Annotated in this window: 22 protein-coding genes and 1 pseudogene; 14 read left to right on the top strand and 9 right to left on the bottom strand. The window is 68.6% G+C overall.

The window, feature by feature from the left end; all coding sequences use genetic code 11:
* The first annotated feature begins 30 nt into the window (after positions 1-30).
* The gene (locus H2Q94_RS20135) at positions 31-504 is read left to right on the top strand and encodes a pyridoxamine 5'-phosphate oxidase family protein (RefSeq protein ID WP_243788759.1); all 474 of its coding nucleotides are present in this window, start codon (positions 31-33) and stop codon (positions 502-504) included.
* On the opposite strand, the gene H2Q94_RS20130 is transcribed toward H2Q94_RS20135, so the two are convergent.
* Both H2Q94_RS20130 and H2Q94_RS20125 read right to left on the bottom strand, forming a co-directional pair.
* On the bottom strand, positions 467-724 hold the full coding sequence (locus tag H2Q94_RS20130; protein ID WP_243788758.1) for a hypothetical protein: 258 nt from the start codon (positions 722-724) through the stop codon (positions 467-469). The two genes, H2Q94_RS20135 and H2Q94_RS20130, sit on opposite strands and share 38 nt — an antisense overlap.
* A gap of 139 nt (positions 725-863) precedes the next feature.
* Positions 864-2,480: a sigma-54-dependent Fis family transcriptional regulator gene (locus H2Q94_RS20125; protein WP_243788757.1), complete on the bottom strand. Its 1,617-nt coding sequence runs from the start codon at positions 2,478-2,480 to the stop codon at positions 864-866.
* A gap of 442 nt (positions 2,481-2,922) precedes the next feature.
* On the opposite strand from H2Q94_RS20125, the gene H2Q94_RS20120 reads away from it, so the two are divergent.
* The gene (locus tag H2Q94_RS20120) at positions 2,923-4,557 is read left to right on the top strand and encodes a ferritin family protein (RefSeq protein ID WP_243788756.1); all 1,635 of its coding nucleotides are present in this window, start codon (positions 2,923-2,925) and stop codon (positions 4,555-4,557) included.
* An 89-nt stretch (positions 4,558-4,646) separates the two neighbouring features.
* On the opposite strand, the gene H2Q94_RS20115 is transcribed toward H2Q94_RS20120, so the two are convergent.
* Together H2Q94_RS20115 and H2Q94_RS20110 are read right to left on the bottom strand one after the other, a co-directional pair.
* The gene (locus tag H2Q94_RS20115) at positions 4,647-5,486 is read right to left on the bottom strand and encodes an IS3 family transposase (RefSeq protein WP_243795566.1); all 840 of its coding nucleotides are present in this window, start codon (positions 5,484-5,486) and stop codon (positions 4,647-4,649) included.
* A gap of 11 nt (positions 5,487-5,497) precedes the next feature.
* A complete protein-coding gene (locus H2Q94_RS20110) occupies positions 5,498-5,992 on the bottom strand; it encodes a helix-turn-helix domain-containing protein (RefSeq protein WP_243788041.1) in 495 nt (164 codons plus the stop codon).
* Between the two features lie 269 nt (positions 5,993-6,261).
* On the opposite strand from H2Q94_RS20110, the gene H2Q94_RS20105 reads away from it, so the two are divergent.
* From H2Q94_RS20105 to groL, 5 genes are all read left to right on the top strand, one after another.
* Positions 6,262-7,293: an FAD-binding oxidoreductase gene (locus H2Q94_RS20105; RefSeq protein ID WP_243788755.1), complete on the top strand. Its 1,032-nt coding sequence runs from the start codon at positions 6,262-6,264 to the stop codon at positions 7,291-7,293.
* A 58-nt stretch (positions 7,294-7,351) separates the two neighbouring features.
* Positions 7,352-8,461 (top strand): aromatic/alkene monooxygenase hydroxylase subunit beta, encoded by a 1,110-nt coding sequence (locus tag H2Q94_RS20100; RefSeq protein ID WP_243788754.1) that lies wholly within the window; start codon positions 7,352-7,354, stop codon positions 8,459-8,461.
* Positions 8,462-8,466: 5 nt separating this feature from the next.
* Positions 8,467-8,796, top strand: coding sequence for a propane 2-monooxygenase effector subunit MimD (gene mimD / locus H2Q94_RS20095; protein WP_243788753.1), 330 nt, complete (start codon positions 8,467-8,469; stop codon positions 8,794-8,796).
* Between the two features lie 66 nt (positions 8,797-8,862).
* The gene (locus tag H2Q94_RS20090; protein ID WP_243788752.1) at positions 8,863-9,306 is read left to right on the top strand and encodes a hypothetical protein; all 444 of its coding nucleotides are present in this window, start codon (positions 8,863-8,865) and stop codon (positions 9,304-9,306) included.
* A gap of 279 nt (positions 9,307-9,585) precedes the next feature.
* Positions 9,586-11,232, top strand: coding sequence for a chaperonin GroEL (groL, locus tag H2Q94_RS20085; protein ID WP_243788751.1), 1,647 nt, complete (start codon positions 9,586-9,588; stop codon positions 11,230-11,232).
* 284 nt (positions 11,233-11,516) lie between these two features.
* On the opposite strand, the pseudogene H2Q94_RS20080 reads toward groL, so the two are convergent.
* Positions 11,517-12,571 (bottom strand): annotated as a pseudogene (locus H2Q94_RS20080) (LLM class flavin-dependent oxidoreductase).
* 287 nt (positions 12,572-12,858) lie between these two features.
* Between H2Q94_RS20080 and H2Q94_RS20075 the strand changes: the two are divergent.
* From H2Q94_RS20075 to H2Q94_RS20065, 3 genes are all read left to right on the top strand, one after another.
* On the top strand, positions 12,859-13,764 hold the full coding sequence (locus tag H2Q94_RS20075; RefSeq protein ID WP_243788750.1) for a bifunctional methylenetetrahydrofolate dehydrogenase/methenyltetrahydrofolate cyclohydrolase: 906 nt from the start codon (positions 12,859-12,861) through the stop codon (positions 13,762-13,764).
* A gap of 142 nt (positions 13,765-13,906) precedes the next feature.
* On the top strand, positions 13,907-14,905 hold the full coding sequence (locus tag H2Q94_RS20070) for an aldo/keto reductase (protein ID WP_243788749.1): 999 nt from the start codon (positions 13,907-13,909) through the stop codon (positions 14,903-14,905).
* Between the two features lie 274 nt (positions 14,906-15,179).
* Entirely contained in the window at positions 15,180-15,554 is a 375-nt protein-coding gene (locus H2Q94_RS20065) for a cupin domain-containing protein (RefSeq protein ID WP_243788748.1), read from the top strand.
* A gap of 17 nt (positions 15,555-15,571) precedes the next feature.
* Here H2Q94_RS20065 and H2Q94_RS20060 read toward each other — a convergent pair whose 3' ends face one another.
* The 4 genes from H2Q94_RS20060 to H2Q94_RS20045 form a co-directional block, all read right to left on the bottom strand.
* Positions 15,572-16,048: an STAS domain-containing protein gene (locus H2Q94_RS20060; RefSeq protein ID WP_243788747.1), complete on the bottom strand. Its 477-nt coding sequence runs from the start codon at positions 16,046-16,048 to the stop codon at positions 15,572-15,574.
* Between the two features lie 247 nt (positions 16,049-16,295).
* Entirely contained in the window at positions 16,296-16,916 is a 621-nt protein-coding gene (locus H2Q94_RS20055) for a hypothetical protein (protein ID WP_243788746.1), read from the bottom strand.
* Positions 16,917-17,067: 151 nt separating this feature from the next.
* Entirely contained in the window at positions 17,068-18,156 is a 1,089-nt protein-coding gene (locus H2Q94_RS20050) for an NAD(P)-dependent alcohol dehydrogenase (protein WP_243788745.1), read from the bottom strand.
* Between the two features lie 64 nt (positions 18,157-18,220).
* Complete coding sequence (locus tag H2Q94_RS20045) at positions 18,221-18,697, bottom strand: DUF4334 domain-containing protein (protein ID WP_243788744.1); 477 nt, start codon at positions 18,695-18,697, stop codon at positions 18,221-18,223.
* Between the two features lie 121 nt (positions 18,698-18,818).
* Here H2Q94_RS20045 and H2Q94_RS20040 point away from each other — a divergent pair, with 121 nt between their 5' ends.
* The 4 genes from H2Q94_RS20040 to H2Q94_RS20025 all read left to right on the top strand — a co-directional run bounded on the left by H2Q94_RS20040 (position 18,819) and on the right by H2Q94_RS20025 (position 21,547).
* Positions 18,819-19,412, top strand: coding sequence for a TetR/AcrR family transcriptional regulator (locus tag H2Q94_RS20040; RefSeq protein ID WP_243788743.1), 594 nt, complete (start codon positions 18,819-18,821; stop codon positions 19,410-19,412).
* Positions 19,413-19,444: 32 nt separating this feature from the next.
* A complete protein-coding gene (locus tag H2Q94_RS20035; RefSeq protein WP_243788742.1) occupies positions 19,445-20,197 on the top strand; it encodes a Clp protease N-terminal domain-containing protein in 753 nt (250 codons plus the stop codon).
* A 10-nt stretch (positions 20,198-20,207) separates the two neighbouring features.
* Entirely contained in the window at positions 20,208-20,657 is a 450-nt protein-coding gene (locus H2Q94_RS20030; protein WP_243788741.1) for an acyl-CoA thioesterase, read from the top strand.
* Between the two features lie 80 nt (positions 20,658-20,737).
* Positions 20,738-21,547, top strand: coding sequence for an SAM-dependent methyltransferase (locus tag H2Q94_RS20025; protein ID WP_243788740.1), 810 nt, complete (start codon positions 20,738-20,740; stop codon positions 21,545-21,547).
* Positions 21,548-21,550: the final 3 nt, after the last annotated feature.

Raw genomic sequence — 21,550 nt, 5'->3', positions numbered from 1 at the left:
GGGGACCGACCACCGGATGGAAGTTGTGCGATGACCGAGGAACTCAAGCCGCAGAAGCGCGGTCGCCGGATTGCCATGACCGGTGAGGAGATCGACGCGTTCCTCGCCGAGGAACGCACCTGTCGAGTGGCGACGGTCGGCCCGGACGGGCCGCACGCCACGCCGCTGTGGTTCGGCTGGGACGGCGAGGCGTTCTGGCTCTACTCCATCACCCGCAGCAAGCGCTGGGCGGACCTGATGTGGGATCCGCGCGTCAGCGTCGTGGTGGACGCGGGCGTCGAGTTCCAGGAGCTGCGCGGAGTGGAGGTGACCGGCACCGTCGAGGTGGTCGGGGAGCTGCCGCGCACCGGCGAACCGAACGACGCGCTCACCGCCATCGAGCTGCAGTTCGCCCGCAAGTACATGGGCGGCGACGAGGTGTTCCACGACGGACGTCACGGTTGGCTGCGCATCACTCCGTCGAAGATCACCAGCTGGGACTTCCGCAAGATGGGGCAGGGCTGAGTTTCGCGGCCGGGGTGGCCGGTGGCCTCGCCGGCCGCCCGGCGGAACAGTTCGCGCTCCCGGCCGAGGCCCGTTCCAGGTCCCTGGTGAGATCGCGCGCGAGGTTCCGCACGACGTCGCGGGCGATGCCGTTCTCCCGCGGCCCGAGGTCGACGCTCTTGACGTCCGGTACGTTGATCAGCGTGGCCGCTTCGGCGCTCGCGGTGACCACCACCGCCATCGTCCACCGTGGACTATTCAGGCTGAAACGCGTGGCTGTCTCGTGTCCTTCTCCGCGGTCGGCGGTTCTCAAGATCATCGACCGGCTCGTTCCGGCGTTGCACAGCCGGAACGAGTTGTGATCTTCGCGGACGACGAGATCAGGACTTGCGCCTGCGGGCAACGCCGTTCGGCGACGGGCGGTCGCCGATGTCGTAATCCGCGATCTTGCGGTAGATGGTGGCGCGGGAGATGCCCAGGTTGCGGGCGGCCCGCGCGCGGTTGCCGCCCGCTTCGCTGAGGCTGGTGACGATGGCGTCGCGCTCCATCGACTCGATCGGCGTGAGGATGCGTCTGCTCTGGCTCGTGCATTGCGGCGGCAGATCGGCGGGAGTGATCGTGTCCGCGCGGGTCCGGCCGGTCACCTCGTGCACGACCTCGCGCAGCTCGCTGACGTTGCCCGTCCAGTGCCGCCGTTTGAGCAGGTGCAGTGCCTTCGGCGAGAACCGCGACTCGGAGCGCTTGGTGAACCGGCGCAGCAGGTGGTCGGCGATCACGTCCAGGTCCTCGATGCGGTGGCGCAGCGGCGGAACCGTCACGGACTGCGCGAACAGCGCCCGCAGCCCGTGCAGCGCGGGTCCGGGCGGCACGTCCGGATCGAGCGTGGCGGCCACCCACAGCTCGGGATTGGCGGTGCGCACCTCGTCGAGCAAGCAGGTCAGCTCGGTCAGCTTCGACGCGGTCAGCAGGTGCACGCCGCGCAGCACCAACGAGCCCCGCCGGTCCAGCAGGTCGGTGCGCATCCGCTCCCACCAGTCCCGGTCGGTGCCGATCTCGTCAGGATCGAGCACGCGGACGTGCTGGTCCGGGCGGTGGGCGTGGCAGACCGCGCGCACCACGGCGCACTTGCCGGTGCCCGGCTCGCCCTCCACGCAGATCCAGGTGCCGCGGTCGCGGTGCTCCCGCACGCCGCGACAGCACTGCCGCCACAACGGTTCCGAGCCGGCGATCCCCGGCAGCGGACCGGCCGGGGGCAGCATGATCGCCGCGACGGGAACCGAGCGCAGCAGGTGGACGCGCGCGATGACGCCCGCTTCGCGGCCGGGCGCCTGCCGCGCGTAGATGCGGCACCGGGCGCCGCTGGGCAGGTCCAGCTCACACGACATCGGGCGCCGCCTGGGGGACTCCCGCAGGTGTTCCAGCAACCGCACCTGGTCCTGCGCGTTGAGATCCTGCTGGGCCGTGCGGTTCATCATCAGCACGTCGTCGTTGAGCGCGAGGATCGGATCGCGGGACCGGTGCGCCGCGCGCAGGTACTCCTGCATGAGGGTGATGTCGTTGGCGCCGCTCTGGTTCAGCAGCCGCTCCTGGATGCCGCGGGTGGCGCCCGCGGCTACGGCCTTGAGCATCGGGCCTGCGTCCCGCGCGAAGCAGGTGACGTCGAGGACGCCGGCGAGTTCACCGGTGATCGGGTCGTGGATCGGCATCCCGGCGCAGGCCAGGTCGATCAGCGGCCCGGTGAAGTGCTCCTGCTCGTAGACGAGCGTCGCCTGGCCCGCTTCGAGGGTGGTGCCGATGCCGTTGGTGCCGACGAATCGTTCCGCGTAGCCGAATCCCGGCGCCAGGCACACCCGGTCCAAGCGGTCGCGGAGGTCGTCGAGGCTGGTGCGCCGGTCCAGCACGTAGCCGCGCTGATCGGTGAGCACCACGCTCACCGGCTGGTCGGGCAGTTCGTCGCGCAGGTGGTCCAGCACGGGCGCGGCGGCGTGCACCAACACGCCCTGGAAGTCGAGGTCGTCCTCGTACGGCGCGTTCAGCGATTCGCTGTTGACGCGGTAGTCGCTGGATCGTCGCCACGACGCCAGGATCGGTCCGCGGACCGCCCGCCGGTTCCAGCGGTGACTCGTCGAGGAAGCGCTGCCGTGCCGGCCCGAGCTCGAGTTCCGCTCGGTGGGGATCTTCGGATTGCGACGGGCCTCGACGTCGATCGGTCATGGCACCTCCCAGAGCACGGCGGTTTCGACGCCGGCGCCCCGGCCGACCGGAACATGTCCGGCCGGTGAGGTCTGCGCGACGCTGCGTGAGCAACATCGTATCTCGTGGAAGTGCCGCGGCATTGTCTCATATTGAGATGAACATGAGCTCACCGGTGCGATGTGATGCTACTCATCCCGGCCCCGCGACGACTCTCCGGGAGCAGGACGACGCAGGAGGCGCGACGTGAGCCGACAAAGTCTGAGCAAGGCGCACAAGAAGATCACGGAGCTGTCCTGGGAGCCGACGTTCGCCACTCCGGCCACCCGGTTCGGTACCGACTACCGGTTCGACAAATCGCCGAAAAAGGACCCGTTGAAGCAGATCCTCCGGTCCTACTTCCCGATGGAGGAGGAAAAGGACAACCGCGTCTACGGCGCGATGGACGGCGCGATTCGCGGCAACATGTTCCGGCAGGTGCAGGAGCGCTGGATGGAATGGCAGAAGCTGTTCCTGTCGATCATCCCGTTCCCGGAGATCTCGGCCGCCCGCGCGATGCCGATGGCGATCGACGCGGTGCCCAACCCGCAGATCCACAACGGGCTCGCCGTGCAGATGATCGACGAGGTGCGGCACTCGACGATCCAGATGAACCTCAAACGCCTGTACATGAACCACTACATCGACCCCGCCGGGTTCGACATCAGTGAGAAGGCGTTCTCCAACTGCTACGCGGGCACCATCGGCAGGCAGTTCGGCGAAGGGTTCATCACCGGTGACGCGGTGACCGCCGCGAACATCTACCTGACCGTGGTGGCCGAGACGGCGTTCACCAACACGTTGTTCGTCGCGATGCCCTCGGAAGCCGCCGCCAACGGCGACTACCTGCTGCCGACGGTGTTCCACTCGGTGCAGTCCGACGAGTCCCGGCACATCAGCAACGGCTATTCGATCCTGCTCATGGCGCTTGCGGACGAGCAGAACCGCAAGCTGCTCGAACGCGACCTGCGCTACGCGTGGTGGAACAACCACTGCGTGGTGGACGCCGCGATCGGGACGTTCATCGAGTACGGCTCGAAAGATCGCCGCAAGGACCGGGACAGCTACGCGGAGATGTGGCGGCGCTGGATCTACGACGACTACTACCGCAGTTACCTGCTGCCGCTGGAGAAGTACGGCCTGGAGATCCCGCACGACCTCGTGGAGAAGTCGTGGAGCCGCATCGTCGACGACTTCTACGTGCACCGGGTGGCGCAGTTCTTCGCGACCGGCTGGCCGGTGAACTTCTGGCGCATCGACCCGATGACCGACGCCGACTTCGAGTGGTTCGAGCACAAGTACCCCGGCTGGTACGACCAGTTCGGGAAGTGGTGGGAGAACTACAACCGGCTGCGCTACCCCGGCCGGAACAAGCCCATCGCGTTCGAGGACGTCGGCTACGAGTACCCGCACCGCTGCTGGACGTGCATGGTCCCTTGCCTGGTGCGCGAGGACATGGTGGTCGACAAGGTGGACGACCAGTGGCGCACCTACTGCTCGGAGCCCTGCCACTGGACCGACGCCGTCGCCTTCCGCTCGACTTACGAGGGCCGCGAGACGCCGAACATGGGGCGGCTGACCGGGAAGCGCGAGTGGGAGACGCTCTACCACGGCTGGGACCTGGCGGATGTGGTCACCGACCTGGACTACGTGCGCGACGACGGCAAGACCTTGGTGCCGCAGCCGCACCTCGACCTGGACGATCCGAAGAAGCTGTGGACGTTGGACGACATCCGGGGAATCAAGTTCGGCAGCCCCAACATTTCGCTGAACGAGATGACCGACGCCGAACGTGAGCGCCACGTCGCCGAATACCGGGCGAACCCGAACGTGTCTTTCTGATCGTCGGCCCCGGCTCGCCGACCACCTGGAGCCAATGCCTCCGGTGGCCGGTGAAGTGGTCCCTGTTTGTTGGACTGGGTGAGTGAAGGCTAGGTGGTGAGGGCCTGGGCTCGGTATTCGGTGGGGGTGAGGTTCTTCAGTGTGGTGGAGATGCGGGTGGTGTTGTACCAGTCGAGGTAGTTCTCGAGGGCGGTGGTGAACTCGTCGGGGGTGTTGTAGTTGTGGTGGTGGAAGAGTTCTTCTTTGAGGTGGCTGAAGAAGTTTTCGGCGACGGCGTTGTCGAGGCAGGTCGCTTTCCGGGACATGGAGGGTGTCAGGTTTGCCTCGTGTAGCAGTTGGCGCCAGGAGGTGTGTCGGTAGTGGAAGCCTTGGTCGGTGTGCACGAGTGGGGTGTGGCCGGTGTTGAGGGTGGCGATGGCTTTGGTCAGTGATGAGTTGGTCAGGTGGGTGTCGGGTCGGGTGCTCCAGGAGTAGGACACGACGGAGCGGTCGAACAGGTCGATGATCGGTGAGAGATAGATTTTGCTTGTGCCGACACGGAATTCGGTGATGTCGGTGACCCATTTGGTGTTCGGTGCCGGGGCGGTGAAGTCGCGGTCCAGGACGTTGCCGGCGGTGGTGCCGGCCTCGCCCTTCCAGGATGAGTAGCGGCGTCGGCGGCGGACTGTGCAGGCCAGGCCGAGGGTGCGCATGATGTGCAGGACGGTCTTTTTCGCCGGTCTCAGGCCGTGGCGGTGCAGCATGGCGTGGACGCGGCGGTGCCCGTAACGGCCGTGGGCCTGCTGGAACACGTCGGTCACGGCCTGTTTCAGCCGGGCGTGCGGGTCCGGCCGGTCGAGCCGGGCCTGGTGATAGAAGAACGTCGACCGGGCCAGGCCCGCGACCTCCAGCAGTACCGCAAGCGGATAGTGCGCCTTGAGGGTGACGATGACCTGGGTTTTTACCCTCGCCCCTGTTCCTTCAAGGCCCGCAGTTTTTTTAGGTAGGCGTTCTCCGCGGACAACCGCAGATTCTCCGTCCGCAACCGTTCCAGTTCGGCCGTCTCGCCGTCCGGTGGTGGTTGTGGTTCGCGGGGTGGGCGGCCTTCCCGCTTGGGGCGCAACGCATCCTCGCCGTCACGCCGATATTGGCGCGCCCAATTTTTCACCTGCTTCGGTGACGACAGGTCATGCTCGGCGGCCAGCTCGGCCGCCGTGGCCTGCCCGGCCACGAACCGCAGCACCACGTCGAGTTTGAACTCGAACGAGTAGGACCGTTTGGTCGGTTTCATGATCAACGCTCCCGGGCCGCGCAACAACCATCGATCCCGCAACGTTCTCACCGCCGAAGCCGACACCCCCAACCGGGCCGCAGCCGACACCGCCCCATGACCAGCCCCGAACAACACCACAGCGGCCTCACGCTGCTCCCGCGACAACGAACTATGCGGATACACGAACCACTCCCCGGTAGCTGGAACTGACTTTCCAGTCCAACCACCGGGGACCAGTTCACCGGTCCCCCGGTCGAACGGGCCATTCACTTCACCGGCTCCACGAGGTGAGGGCCTCCTGTGACCGGCCCCATCGGTCTGAGGGGACGTTCACGTCAGCCGGGGTGGGGCCGGGGCCTTCCGGAGGACTCATCAGCTCGGGCAGTGGCGTTTGAGGTGGGGCCTGGGCGCCACTGCCCGATACCAAGCCTGTGAGCGAAAAGGAGAGCGTCATGGGCGATGCGCACCGCATCAGGTTCGAACCGGTGGACATCGAGATCGAGGCCGACGAGGGCGAAACGGTGCTGGACGCGGCGTTCCGGCAGGGCGTCATGTTGATGCACGGCTGCAAGGAGGGCCAGTGCTCGGCGTGCAAGTCGTTCCTGCTCGATGGTGATGTGCAGATGGGGCGCTATTCGACGTTCGCGCTCGCCGACTACGAGAGCGACGAAGGCTACGTGCTGCTGTGCCGGTCGCACGCCTACAGCGACCTGGACATCGAACTGCTCAACTACGACGAGGACATGATCCGCGCCGGGCTGCCGGTGGTCACCGTGCAAACGGAGGTCTCGGCCGTCGAGGAGCTGACCCACGACATCAGCCTGCTGCGGCTGGCGGTCACCGGCGACGATGAATTCAAGTTCCACCCCGGTCAGTACGTGGACGTGACCATCCCCGGCGGCGATGAGCACCGGTCGTTCTCGATGGCGAACCTGCCGCGCACCAGCGGTAGCGAGGTGGAGTTCATCATCAAGCGCTACCCGGGCGGAAAGTTCTCCGGACTACTGGAGAGCGAGTTGCGCCCCGGCGTGCCGTTGTCGATCAACGGTCCGTACGGCACGTTCACCCTGCGCGCCTCGTCGGACCGCCGGATCGTGCTGCTGGCGGGCGGCGCGGGCATGGCGCCGATTCTGGCGCTGCTGCGCCAGATCGCGGCCAAGGACGACTTCGACCGCGAAGTGGTCTTCTACTACGGCGCGCGCACCGAACGCGATCTGTTCATGCTCGACGAGATCGCCGAGCTGGGCGGGCGAATCCCGGGATTCGGCTTCGTGCCCGTGCTCTCGGACGAGGAGTGGTCCGGTGCGCGCGGCATGGTCACCGCGGTCGCGGCCGAACGCGAGGCTTCGCTGGCCGATTGCGACGTCTACCTCTGCGGGCCGCCACCGATGATCGACGCGGGGCTCGCGGTGCTGGAGGAGCGCGGGGTGCCGCAAGAGCAGATCTTCTACGACAAGTTCACCGTCTCCGCCGAGGCCGGCTGACCTGGCGGAACATCCGCGAGCCGGCCCGCAACATTCGCGAGCAGCAAGGAGGACGGCCATGACGACGCAGGAAACGCCGGCATCCGAGAATCGGACCCGCAGCTTCCCCAAACCGGAGTTCACCGACGCAGAGGCGGGCGCGCTGGAGTTCCCCAGCTCGGGTTCCCGCGCCTACAACTACTTCAGTCCCCGCAAGATGCGCGCGACGATGTACGAGGACGTCACGTTCGACGTGCAGCCCGACCCGGAACGCCACCTCACCCAGGGCTGGATCTACGGCTTCGGTGACGGCGACGGCGGCTACCCGAAGGACTGGACGGCGCTGAAGTCGACCGACTGGCACGCGTTCCGGGATCCCAACGAGGAGTGGGAACAGACGATCTACCGGAACAACGCCAACGTGGTCCGGCAGATCCAGCAGAACCTCACCAACGCCAAGCAGGCCGGTGCCTACAGCGGCTGGCCCCGCGGCTGGACGCGGTTCGTGGAGCGGCACCTCGGTGCGTGGATGCACGTGGAGAACGGGCTGGGCCTGCACGTGTTCACCGCCGCGCAGCGGTCCGGCCCCACCAACATGATCAACAATGCGATCGCGGTGAACGCCGCGCACAAGCTGCGCTTCGCCCAGGACCTCGCGCTCTACAACCTGGACGTGTCCGAATCCGGCTTGGAATTCGACGGCTCGGCGCATCGCGGGGTCTGGCAGGAGGATCCGGTGTGGCAGCCGGTGCGGGAGGTCGTCGAGAACCTCACCGCGATCGGCGACTGGGCCGAGGCGTTGTTCGCGTCGAACGTCGTGTTCGAGTCGCTGGTGGGTGTGCTGTTCCGCAGCCACCTGGTAATGCAGATCGCCGCGCGCAACGGCGATTACGTGACGCCGTCGCTGGTCGGCACCGGCGAGAACGATCATGAGCGGGACCTGGGCTACAGCAGCGCGCTGTTCCGGATGCTGGCCGAGGACTCCGAATTCGGGGATGCGAACCGGCAGGTCATGCAGGGCTGGCTCCAGCGCTGGGCGCCGCGGTGCCGTGCGGCCGCGCACGAACTCCAGCCGATCTGGTCCCAGCCGCAGGAGAAGGTCATCACGTTCGCCGACTCCTTCGCCGCCACCGAAGAGGGATTCGCCGCGGTGCTCGGTGACCTCGGACTGACCGAACAGAAGGGGTGAAAGTCATGAGTGTGACCGCTTCCAACATGTGCGGCGTGACGCTGATGAACAACCAGAACGGCCACATCGTCGCCGAGATCATGGCCCGCAAGGAAGGCGTTCGGGTTGATCACCTGCCTTCGATGATCCGCGTCGACGCGCACGGCACCTTGATCTTCGAGTTCGAGGAGATCGCGGACGAGATCGGCTTCGAATTCGACCAGTCGGATTTCGAGGAGATCATGTCCACCCACTACGGGCGGATGGTGCACCTCGACGACCGCACGGTGCTGTTCGCCAACCCCGAGGATGCCGCCGAGTACATCGACTTCGACCTGAAACCGGTGAGCAGCTGACCGAACGCCGGCGGGCGCGGCCGCTGACCGGCGCCGCGCCCGCGGTTGAAGGAACGGGGAATTGCCATGTCTGATCCTGAATTCCGCAGCCGCGTGCTGACCGAGATCTGGCGGTCGTTGCAACAGGTCTGCCCGCGCGAAGGCAGGCCCGCGCTGGGTGTGCGGGGCTTCGTCACCGCGGTCTCCACCGACGGCAGGCGGGTGCGGGTCCTGCTGCGGCTGCCCGCGTCGGTCCGGTGCGAGGGAGACGACGGTTTCCTGCAAGCGGCGCAGCGGGCGATGTCGCGGATTCCGGCGCTGCGCGCGGTGCGGCTGGACGCCTCGACCTCCGACGCGGACGCGGTGCAGCCCGGCCACGAGCACTGCGCCGACCGGGCTCTGGCCGACTGGCGGGCACGCGGCTGGCAGGTCGGTGATCGACCGGAGCAGGACGCCGTCCGAGTGCTGATCCGCGCCGAGATCGAACCCACCGAACAGTCCACATCGGACGAATCACTGCAAGCGGTGTAACCCGACCACCTCACGGCGTAGCCGTGCATTTGGCGGCGAAGTCCGCGAAGGGCGGCGAAGCACGCCTGCCTTGCGGCCGAAGGCCGTGCCTGTATGTGCGAAGCACATAGCCCACGCAAGCAAGATGACCACCGGCGGGTTCTCAGCTGTCTTCTCGCGAGGACAGCTTTTTCCCTCGTGGCGGAGCCACTAGGGAAAAAGATCCCGCAGCGAGAAGACAGCTGAGGTTCCGCCACCCGACCACCAAAGCAAAACGAGTCCACAAGGAGTTGATCCTCAATGGCGAAGGAACTTCGGTTTGATCGGCAGGCCAGGGCGCTGCTGGAGTCAGGGGTGAACGCGCTGGCCGACGCCGTCAAGGTGACACTCGGCCCGAAGGGGCGCAACGCGGTGATCGAGAAGCTCACCGGGCCGCCCACGATCACCAACGACGGCGTCACGATCGCCCGTGAGATCCAGCTGCGGGATCCGTTCGCGAACATGGGCGCTCAGCTGGCGAAAGAAGTCGCGGACAAGACCAACGGCGTCGCCGGAGATGGCACGACGGCCACGGTGCTCGCCCAGGCCCTGGTGCGCGAGGGACTGCTCGCGGTGGACGAGGGCGCCAACCCGATGCAGCTCAAGCTGGGCATCCAGCAGGCGGCGGTCGAAGTGGTCGACTCGTTGCGCGCCGGGGCGCGGCAGGTGTGCGGCAAGCAGGACTTGGCCCAGGTGGCGTCGTTGTCGGCGAACAACGACCCGGAGATCGGCGAGCTCATCGCCGTGGCCATGGACTGGGTCGGCACCACCGGCGTCGTCACCGTCGAGGAGTCGCCGACCGTCGGCATCGACGTGGACTTCGTGGACGGTCTGGAGTTCGACCACGGCTACCTCTCGCCGTACATGGTCACCGACGAACAGCGGATGGAGACCGTCTTCGAGAACCCGCTGATCCTGCTCACCAACGAGAAGATCAGCCAGGTGCAGACGCTGATGCCGGTGCTGGAACAGGTCACCCGCACCGGTCGCCCGCTGCTGATCCTCGCCGAGGACGTGCACGGGCCGCCGCTGGGCATGCTGGTCACCAACAACGTGCACGGCACGTTCCGCTCGGTGGCGGTGCGCTCACCCGGTTTCGGGCACCGGCGGCTCGCGCAGCTCGGCGACATCGCCGCGCTCTCCGGCGGCCGGGTGATCACCGGGGACGCCGGGTTGAGCCTGGAGGCGGTGCAGCTGGATCACCTGGGCAGCTGCGAGAAGGTCACGGTCACCGCGGAGAGCACCACCATCGTCGGTGGCGCCGGACGCGGCGAGGACGTCTCGGCCCGCATCGACCAGCTCAAGCGCGAGTTCGACCGCGCCGAGAACGACCACGACCGGGATTCGTTGCAGGACCGCATCGCGCACTTGTCCGGCAGCGTCGCCGTGCTGCGAGTGGGGGCGGCCACGGCCGTCGAACTCAAGGAGAAGCAGCACCGGGTGGAGGACGCCGTGTCCGCGACGCGGGCGGCGATCGAAGAGGGCTTGCTCGCCGGTGGCGGCGCGGCACTGGTGCGGGCCGCGTCCACGCTCGGGGCGAGCTCGCTGACCGGGGACGCCGCGGTGGGGCGGGAGATCGTGCGCCGCTCGCTGGCCGAACCGCTGCGCTGGATCGCGATCAACGCGGGCCACCCCGCCGACGAGGTGCTGAAGAAGGTCGCGGAGCTGCCCGCCGGTCACGGGTTCAACGCGCTCACCGGCGAATACGGAGACATGTTCGCCTTCGGCGTGATCGACCCGTTCAAGGTGACCCGTTCGGCGTTGGAGAGCGCGGCCTCCATCGCTTCGCTGCTGCTGACCACCGAAACCCTGCTGGTGGAGGAGATCGTGCAGAACCCGGGCGCGATCCCCGCACCCAAGTTCGGCGACCTCGCCGAAGGACTCGTGCGCCCGTCGAACATCGCCTGACCCCCCCGGACCGCCGTACTGCGGCGGACCCGTGGGATCCCGCCCGGGTCGCGGCGAACGGGATCCCACGGGGACCGGGCTTGTTGCGTAGGGGGCGCTCAGCGGCTTCCTCGCTGCGGGATCCACTTCTCATGTACGCCGTTCACAGCGATCCGGGTCCAGGCTGCTGTCCTCGCGAGGAAGCCGCTGAGAAGCCGCCGGTGGTCGTTGTGCTCAAGCTGGTCACCGCGCGGCGGCTCCGCCACTGGCAAGACGCAGACCAGAAGATCATTCGCCGAGGCCTTTCACGACTCCCCGGAGAGTTCGCGGTAGCGGGGGATGACCTCGTGGGCGAAGCGGCGTTGTTCGGATTCGAACGGCTGGAACTGGAGCATCAGGGTGTCGACGCCGAGTTCGTGGAACTCCAGGATCCGTTGCGCCACTTGGTCGTAGCTGCCGACGAGGCCCGCGGCGGTGCCGCCGTTGGTGCCGATGTGCGGATGCCTCGCGAAGGTCTGGAACATGACCGCCTTCGGGTCCGCGTTGGCGACCAGGCCGTCCCAGGTGGCTTGGCCCTTCTCGGCCAGTTCCCACTGGTAGGCGAGTTCTTCCTGCGCCTCTGCCTCGGTTTCGCGGGCGATCACGAACGCCGACAGCGCGAATCGCACCGGATCACCCGTGCGCGGGCGGCCCGCCACGTCCTTGATCAACGCGTGCACGTCCTGCTTCGGCTGCCCGTTGATGAACCAGGTGTCGGCTTGCTCGGCGGCCAGCGCCCGCGCCGGATCGGACTCGCCGCCGAGGTACACCGCGGGCCGCTCCGCGTCCTGCTGGCCGGTTTGAGCACGTAGTCGTCAACGTGGAAGTACTTGCCGTGGAACGTGGTCCGCTCGCCGGAGAGCAACCCGCGCACGACGGTGAGCCACTCGGTGCCGTAGGCGTAGCGCTCGTCGTGCTCGGCGAACCCGATGCCCGCCCGTTCCAGCTCCGGCTTGAACCAGGCGTTGACCAGGTTGATGCCGAAGCGGCCACCGCTGATCTCCTCGATCTGCAACGCCTGCTTGGCCAGCACCACCGGGTGGTACAGGTACGGCTTGATCGCCGCGATGATCTCGATGCGCTCGGTCAGCGCGGCGAGCCCGGCCGCCGCCGTCCACGCGTCGAGCTGGTCGTGCTCCTCGCCGAACGGGTTGACCACGTGCTGGGCGATCAGCGTCGTGTCGAAGCCGAGCTGCTCGGCTTCCAGGATCTGCCGTTTGTTGCGTTCCCAGGACGCGTCCACCGGGTCTTCCGGGTGGTGGAACGACGCCCAATTGCCGTAGACGAGCGCCCAAACGCCGAAGCGGAGTTGTGCCGACATGCCCGCAAGGCCACCAGAACGGTTCGGACCCCGGCTAGACCGTCCCACTGCGTGAGCAGTAGGCCATCCGGCCGTGCGGTGCGAGCCGTCTCGACCTCGCGGCGGACGTGGAGCGGTGTTCCACGATCAGGGGTTCAGGGGCGCCGAGGCGGTTGACATCGGCCACACCGGTGCTCGACGGCGGCGGTCCTCAGTGGTCTCGGATCGCCCGATCACCTGGTCAGGGCGTTGCGCGGCGGTGTGGGGCGGCGTCGCCGGAGGTCGGTCGCTGTGCTAGAGAACTACCCGTGTCCGCTCGACTGCTCGATCCCAGTGCCCTCGCCGACGACTTCCGCGCGGAGATCCGCGCCGAGGTGGCCGCGCTGCCGGAACCGCTGACGCTGACCGGCTTCCGCGTCGAAGGCGACGGCCCCACCCAGACCTACGCCGAATACACCCGGCGCGGGTGCGAGAAGGTCGGGATCCGCTTCGACCAGCGAGTGCTGCCCGCCGGCGAGGTCGAACGCGCGGTGCACGAAGCGGGCAGCGACCCGAGCGTGCACGGGATCTTCCTGTACTACCCGATCATGGGCCTCGCGCAGGACCGCTGGCTGCGGGAACTCGTCGACCCGCGCAAGGACGTCGAGGGCCTGCACTCGTTCTGGAGCCGCTGCCTCTACGAGAACCGCCGCTACATCGACACCGAGCACACCAAGCGCGCCGTGCTGCCGTGCACGCCGCTGGCGGTGCTCAAGCTCATCGAGCAGGCCGGGGTCAGCGAGATCGGTGCGGCGGAACCGCTGGCCGGGTTGAAGGCGTGCGTGTTCAACCGCAGCGAGATCGTCGGTCAGCCGCTGGCGGCGATGATGGCCAACGACGGCGCCGAGGTCACCTCCTTCGACGTCGACGGCCCGCTCGCCTACGTGCCCTCGCAGGGCAAGGGTTCCTACGAGGTGCGCCCCACGTCCCTCGACCGCGCCACGGCGCTGGCCGAGGCCGACGTGGTCGTCACCGGCGTGCCGTCGCGGGAGTTCCCGCTGGTGCGCGCCGCCGAGATCAAGCCGGGCGCGACCTGCATCAATTTCTCCACGCTGAAGAACTACGACGACGACATCGTGGACGCCGCCGGGGTGTTCGTGCCGCGCATCGGCCCGATGACCGTGACGATGGCCCTGCGCAACGCCGTCCGCCTCTACCGCAACTGGCACAGCTGACCGTCCGGCGCCCCGTGCCGCGCCCGTCCGGAGTCCGCGAACTTCCGGCGAGCGGGAAGCGCGGTGGACGGTCGGTCGTTGTTGCCGGTGAGGGTCCGCGCGTGACGCGTGCGGGAACAGCGACAAGGAAGGTCACGAGCTGATGGCTTTGACTCGGCGAGACGACATCCCGCGGCACCGGCTCGGTGCCGATGGTCCCGCGGTGAGCGCGCTCGGTTACGGCGCGATGGGGCTGTCCGGGGTGTACGGCGCGGCCGATGACGGCGAGTCGCGGCAGCTGATCAGGCACCTCGTCGACGCGGGCGTCGAGCTCATCGACACCGCCGACGTGTACGGCAACGGGCACAACGAGACGTTGCTCGGCGAGGCGCTCGCCGGTGGGCTGCGGGAGCGGGTCGTGCTGGCCACCAAGACCGGTGCGGGCGGCGGCGAAGGACTGGGGCATCCGGAGCGGATTCGCGAGGCGATCAACTCCAGCTTGAAGCGGCTCAAGACCGATCACGTCGACGTGTACTACTTGCACCGGGTGGATCCGTCGACGCCGATCGAGGACAGCGTGGGCGCGCTCGCGGAGATCGTGGAGCAGGGCAAGGCGCGGCACATCGGGTTGTCCGAGGTGTCGGCCGAGACGCTGCGGCGCGCGCACGCGGTGCATCCGATCGCGGTGACGCAGGAGGAGTACTCGCTGTTCACCCGCGACCTGGAGGCGGAACTGCTGCCCGCCGCCAGGGAACTCGGCGTCGGCGTGGTGGCGTACTCGCCGCTGGGGCGCGGCGTGCTCGGCGGGTCGATCCGCAGCGCCTCGGACGTGGAGAACCTGGAGGGCAGGCAGGCGCGGTATCCGCGGTTTTCCGAGGACGCGTTGCGGCGGAACCTGACCCGCGTCGATCGGCTGCGGGAACGGGCCGAGCAGCTGGGGACCACACCCGCCGCGCTCGCGTTGGGCTGGTTGCTGGCTCAGGGCGAGGACATCGTGCCGATCCCCGGCACTCGGCGGGCGGCCAACCTGGACGCGAACCTGGAAGCGACGCGGCTGGAGCTGCCCGCGGAGCTGGTCGCCGAGCTGTCCGAGATGTTCCCGCCCGGTTCGACGGCGGGGGAGCGCTACACCGCGAACCTGCGCGGCAGCCTCAGCCGCTGATCCGCACCGGTGGCCGTCGTTCCCGGCGGCCACCGGTGAACCGGCGCGGCGGATACTGTCAGCAAACCCGGTTCCGGCGGTCGTCACTCGTTCGAGGGTGCTCTTCTTGCGCGGCCTTGCGATGGGTTACCGGCGCGTATCCGCGAAGGCATAAAACCCGCGGTATATTCCGGAAAAGTTGCCAGGGGTCGATGGATCTCCACTTCCCATTAGGGGCACACTGTCCGGCACAGCACGTGCCGTTGTGGCATCCCGGACTGGAGATCTACCACCGATGAGCATCGACAACGCCGCTCCTGCCGTATGGGCGAAAGTCCTCGACGAGGAACCGTGGGTTCCGTTCGAAGATCCGCACCTGCCCGGTGGTGAGCACGCAGCGCAAGTGAAGATCCTCGCGCCGAACGTTTTCTACGCCTGGTTCCCGCCGGGCTACTCGGCTCCCGCCCACAGCCACCCGTTCAACACCACGTACCACATGGTCAAGGGCGCGCTGCGCTTCGGCGATGAGGGCTGGGTCAACGCGAACTCGGTCCGCGCCGTGCAGGCGGGACACGTCTACGGCCCGGAAGAGGCGGATCCCGTGCACGGCTGCGAGTTCCTGCTCGTGTCCGACGGCCCCATCGGCATCGACTGGGACGAACACAACTGATCCGCCGCGGCCGCTCGTCAGCGGGGGGCGAGCGCGTCGTTCAGGTCGGGGTGCACCAGGAACCGCACGTGCGCGTCGGCCAGATCGAGCAGTCGTGCGAGCAGGCCGCGGTCGTCGCGGACCACGCGGAACGAGATGTCGTGCTCCTCGGCTCGCCGCTGGCACTGCTCCAGCAGGTGCAGGCCGCTGGTGTTGACGAAGGTCATCGCCGAGAGATCGAGCACGACGGTGCCGGTGCACGACGCTAGCCGGTGCCACAGCAACTCGCGCAGCCGCCGCACGGTGCTGGTGTCCACGTCGCCGCGCACCGCCAGGACGGTCGTGTCCGAAGTGGGGCGGTCGAGGCGGAGGTCGAGCGTTCCGCCGTGGCCGGTCGTCCGGTGCGGCGGCCGATTTCCCCGTGCGGGTGCCGGAATGTCGAGCAGCGGGCGGACGTCCCCGGGGACGTCCTGGACCGGTGTTCCGTTGGTCGTCCAAGCGGGAGTCGCAGTCATGGCCGTCTCCTCGTGGTCGCCGAGGGCGGGCTCCGGACGGCGGCGAGAAGCACAACGACGTCACGGCGAGCGCACACCCTCGGCACGGAAAGTCTGTTCGCGGCTGTGGGCTCAACCGCTTTCCACACTACAGCCCGATGCAACCGGCCACCGGGGCCGCCGAGTGGGGGTGCGGCTTGGGCTCGACGGGGGAGGGACAGGACTCGCGGTGCAAGATTCCCGTTGTCCTGCGGTCGGAACCGCGTCGCTAGCGGACACGGCGGCCGGTCCGTTCGGCCGGGCGGAGTCCTAGACGGGCGAGGTGCAGTCCGGCCAAGTCGTTGATGACCTCATCGGACCCCAGCCGCCAGGCGGCGGCCGGATTCTCGTGCACCGCGCGGAGTTCCCGATAGGGCACAGTGGACAGTGCGCGCAGCGCGAGGAGATCCGGTGCGGTGGCGCGCAGGTCCAGCGCGGTCGAGGCGGCGCGGGCGTACCTGATCCGGGGCAGCAGCCAGCACAGCACCAGCGGGATCAGCGCGAGCAGGGCCACCAGCGCGGCGGCCGCGAGCGCCCCCGAGCTCACGGCGTCGACCTGGGTGCGTCCGGCTTCAGTGAGCATGCCGCCGGCTGCGGTTCCCCGGTCGAGGGCTCCGGCGAGGTCCTCGCCGACCAGCGGAACCCGGCTCGCGGTGTGCGCGGCGTCGCCCAAAGTGCGGTCGAGATCCCGCCCGGCGTCGATCATCCGCAGTCCCGGAGCCCGCCATTCGAGCAAGGCGAGATACGCCCGGCGAGCCAGCCACGCCCACAGCGCACACCAGCCGAGCGCGATGAGGTCGTGCAGCACTTGAGCACCGGCCCGCGCCGGTGTCTGCGCGTAAAGGCGCACGGGGCCTCCTGTCGGCGTTCGGGGACGCGACCAAGAAAACCAGCGGCGCTGGTCCCGATCAAGGCCCGGTGGCCGGAAGTTCCGATGCGGACGGGATGAATTCCGTTGAGGTGCGGTGGAAATCATTCCGCGCGGGTTCCGCGGTGAACCGCTACCAGGTGAGGACCGGTTTGAGGGTGTCGCCGTTGAGCTGGTCGGTGACGGCCGCGTTGATGTCGGCGAAGCGGTACCGCGTGACGAGTTCCCGCGCGGGGAATCGGCCGGCGGCGTGCAGTTCGAGGAGTTCCGGGATGAAGCGTTGCGGTACCGCGTCGCCCTCGATGCAGCCTCGGATCGTTTTCCCGCGGTACAGCAGATCCCGCAGGTTCAGCGGAGCCTCCGCCGCGCCGAGCCCGACCACGGCGACCACGCCGGTGGCGCCCAGCGCGGCCACGGCTTGAGCCAGCACGGTGGCGTGGCCGGTCGCCTCCAGCGCGTGCGTCGCGCCGCCACCGGTGCGCTCGGCGATCGCCGCGACGACATCGCCCGCCGCCGGATCCAGCGCGTCGGTCGCGCCCAGCCGCAGCGCGAGTTCTCGCCGTCGTGGCTGCACGTCGACGGCGATCAACGTGCGCACTCCCGCCGACTTGGCCGCCAGCAGCGCCGCCAGCCCGACACCGCCCGCGCCGAAGATCGCCAGTCTCGATTCGGCCCCCGGTCGCAGCACGTTGAGCACCGCGCCGGCCCCGGTCTGGAATCCGCAGCCCAGCGGTGCGGCGATGAGCGGGTCCACGTGCTCGCCGATCACCACCGCGTTGTCGGCGGTGGCCAGCGCATGCGTGGCGAAGCAGGACTGGCCGAAGAACGAGCCCGCCAGGGGCGCACCCCGCCACGTCAGCGTCGGCGAACCGTCGGGGCGCCTGCCCGCGCCGTTGAGCCGCCGCGCCCGCTCGCAGTACGCCCGGTCGCCCGCCAGGCACGGCAGGCATCGCCCGCAGCTGCGGTAGCTCAGCGCCACCCGGTCGCCCGGCTCGATCCCGGTCACCGCGGCACCGGCTCGTTCGACCACGCCGGTGCCCTCGTGGCCCAGCACGATCGGTTCCCGCCTGCGCGGGTCGTCCTTCGCGACCAGGTCGGTGTGGCACAGCCCGGCGGCGGTGACGCGCACCAGGATCTCGTCCGCGCGCGGTTCGTCGAGTTCGACGGTCTCCAGGACGAACCCGCCACCCGGTTCCGGCGCGACGGCCGCGGTGATCTCCATGAACCCCTCGATCTACTGGACGAACCGGAATCTCCTGCGGTGACCCGGTTTCCGGGTTCCGGCGTCAGTCGCGTTCGAGCAGGAAGTAGTAGAAGCGGCCGTTGTCGAGGACCTGTTCGGGGCGGCCGTTCATGATCCCCACCAGGGTGTTCGGGCCGACCTGCTTGAAGTGGTCGAACACGGGACGGCTGTCGTAGACCATCGTCGCGGTCACCTCGCCGCGGAACTCGACGTTCCACAGCGTCGCCTCGCCGCCCCCGCCGAGCTCGACGTTGGAGAACAGTTCGCCTGCGGAGTCCCGGCAGATCAGCGGTTTCGCGTCGAGCACCGAGTGGAAGGTCTTGCCGTGCCAGCGGGCGGCGATGAGCTGCTCGCCGAGGCGGTGTCCGGTGGCGAAGTCGGCGCCCCGCCAGGCGCCGAGGACGTCGGCGGCGGCCACGGCGGGCAGCGCGGCCCAGATCTCGTCGAGTTCGTCGGGGGAGACGCCGCCGTCCTGATCGCGCAGTGCGGCGAACCGGGCGCGGGCTTGATCGAGATCCACGTCAACTCCTGATCCTCGCCGTCCGGCGGAAGCTCGCCGGGCGGGCAACGTTGCCGAACCAGCCGGTTCGGCGGCCGACCGTACTCCCGAACCGAATGGTTCGGCAAGGTACTCTCGCCCGATGCGCGCAGCCGGACACGCGACGAAGGAGCGGATCCTCGCCGCCGCCACCGCCGAGTTCGCCGAGCACGGGGTCGCCGGTGCCCGGATCAACCGGATCGCGGCCGAGGCGCGTGCCAGCAAGGACCGGCTCTACGCCTATTTCCCCAGCAAGCAGGCCTTGTTCGAGGAGGTCGTGCGGCAATGGGCCGTCGACGTCGGTGAGCGGACCGCGGTGCGCGGCGACGACCTGCCCGGCTACGTGGGCAGGTTGTTCGACGACTACCTGGGCAACCCGCAGACCGCCCGGCTGCAGGCGTGGATCGATCTGGCCGAACCCGATCGGCTCGCCTCGGACGACCTGCGGCTCACCGCGCTGCGCCCGAAGATCGACGCGATCCGGCAGGGGCAGGCCGATGGTCATGTCGACCCGTCCTGGCATCCGGCGGATCTGCTCATCGTGCTGCTCGGCATCGCGCGGTCGATGGCGTTGTCGGCGCTGGCCGTAGGCAAGATCGACGGCGGGGCTCGCGGGCGCGACGCCGCGGGGATTCGGCGGGCCGCGGTCCTCGCGGCCCAGCGGGTGACCGAACCACCGGGGTCAACTCAGGGTTGACGATTGGAAATGCGTCAACCTATGGTTGACGCATGAACGAGCCATTGCAGCTAGCGAACCCCGTCCGGCTCGACGACCTCATCGAAGCCATCACGAACGTGCATTCCGGCGCGCTCGACCGGCTCTCCGCCGCCGTCATCGCGGCCGACCACCTCGGCGAAGTCTCCGACCACCTCATCGGCCACTTCGTCGACCAGGCCCGCCGCTCCGGAGCGTCGTGGAAGGAGATCGGCGCCGGCATGGGCGTCACGAAACAGGCGGCGCAGAAGCGGTTCCTGCCGAAGGGCGGATCGCCGGACCTCGACCCCGAGCAGGGATTCAGCCGGTTCACGCCCCGTGCCCGCAACGTCGTGCTGTCCGCGCAGAACGAGGCCCGCGCGGCGGGCAACACCGAGATCCGGCCGGAGCACCTGCTGCTCGGGCTGCTCGTCGCGCCGGGAGGTCCGGCCATGCAGGCGATCACCGCGCTCGGCATCACGCCGGAGGCCGTGCGGCGAGCGGCCACCGCGCCGCTGCCCGCCGGCGCAGACGAGGTGCCCGACCTGATCCCGTTCGACGGGGACGCGAAGAAGGCGCTGGAACTGACCTTCCGCGAGGCGCTGCGTCTGGAGCACAACTACGTCGGCACCGAGCACATCCTGCTGGCGCTGCTGGAACAGGAGAACGGCGGTGGCGTGCTCGCCGGGCTCGGCCTGCGCAAACCCGCCGTCGAGGAGCACATCCTCGCGTCCCTCGCCGCCATCGCCGAGGATCTCGACGCGGAGGCGGGGGCGACGGACAACTAGGGTCGGCGACATGGTCGAACCTGCCGAAAGCCTGCCCGCCCGCGAGGATTTCACCGTGCTCTGGCCGATCACCACGCGCTGGGCGGACAACGACGTCTACGGGCACATCAACAACGTCGTGCACTACTCCTGGTTCGACACGGCCGTCAACGGCTGGCTGATGCGCGCCACCGGCGCCGACATCCGGGAAATGCCCGAGATCGGGCTGGTCGTGGAGACGAACTGCCGGTACCTCGCCGAACTCGGTTTTCCGGATGACGTCGAAGTGGGTGTGGGCTTGGAGCGGGTGGGCAATTCCAGTGTGGTGTACCGGCTCGCCGTGTTCGGCAACGGTGCCGCCGAACCGGCCTCCCTGGGCCGGTTCGTGCACGTGTACGTCGACCGGGAGACGCGGCGTCCGGCGCGCGTGCCCGAGCGGATCAGGACGGTGCTCGCCGACCTGCCGGTGTTCGGCGGCTGACCTGCGGGAAATGGCCGACCGTCACGGACGGTGCCGGTGCAGTAGCTTGAAGTGATGCACCGGTGAGTCGGAGGTGGGCCATGACGCGGCCGCATGGCGAGCGACCCGAGGACATCGACGTGCGGCGCGCCAACTCGGCCCGCATGTACGACTACTTCCTGGGCGGGTCGGCGAACTTCGAGATCGATCGGGAAGCCGTCCAGAAGATCGTCGAGGCGATGCCCGACGTGGAGTACTCGATCCGGGCGAGCCGGGGTTTCCTCGGCAGGGCCGTGCGGTATCTGGTCGAGCAGGGCATCGAACAGTTCCTCGACCTCGGTTCGAGGGTGCCCATCGTCGGTAGCGTGCACGAGATCGCGGACACGCTCGCCTCGGAGGTCCGGGTGGTCTACGTCGATACCGACCCCGTGTCGGTCGCGCACGGCAAGCAGCTGCTCGGCGATGTCAAGCAGGCCGACATCATCGGAGCCGACTTCCGGGACGTGCGGTCCGTGATCGAGGGCGCGGAGACGACCGGGCTGCTGGACATCGCTCGGTCGACCGGGCTGCTGATGGTGTCGGTGCTGAACTTCGTCCAGGACGACGAGGAAGCGGTCGCGATCATGGACCGGTATCGCGCGGCCCTCGCCCCCGGCAGCTACGTGGCCCTCTCGCACGCGACGGCCGCGGGTTTGCCGCAGGAGACCTCCGACCGCATCGACGAGGTGTACGCGAACGTGAATCCGCCCAGCCGCTGGCGCTCGCCGAAGCAGATCGAGGCGTTGCTGGACGGACTGGAACTCGTTCCGCCCGGCCTGGTGACGGCGTCGGAATGGCGTCCGGACGCGCCCCCGGATCTGCCCCCGGATCGGATCGCCTACCGAGCGGCGGTCGGCAGGATCATCCGCTGAGGT

It is taken from the genome of Saccharopolyspora gloriosae, assembly GCF_022828475.1.
Lineage (GTDB): Bacteria > Actinomycetota > Actinomycetes > Mycobacteriales > Pseudonocardiaceae > Saccharopolyspora_C > Saccharopolyspora_C gloriosae_A.
The sequence above is the reverse complement of the archived record's forward strand: the minus strand, read 5'-3'. Positions and strand labels throughout refer to the sequence as shown.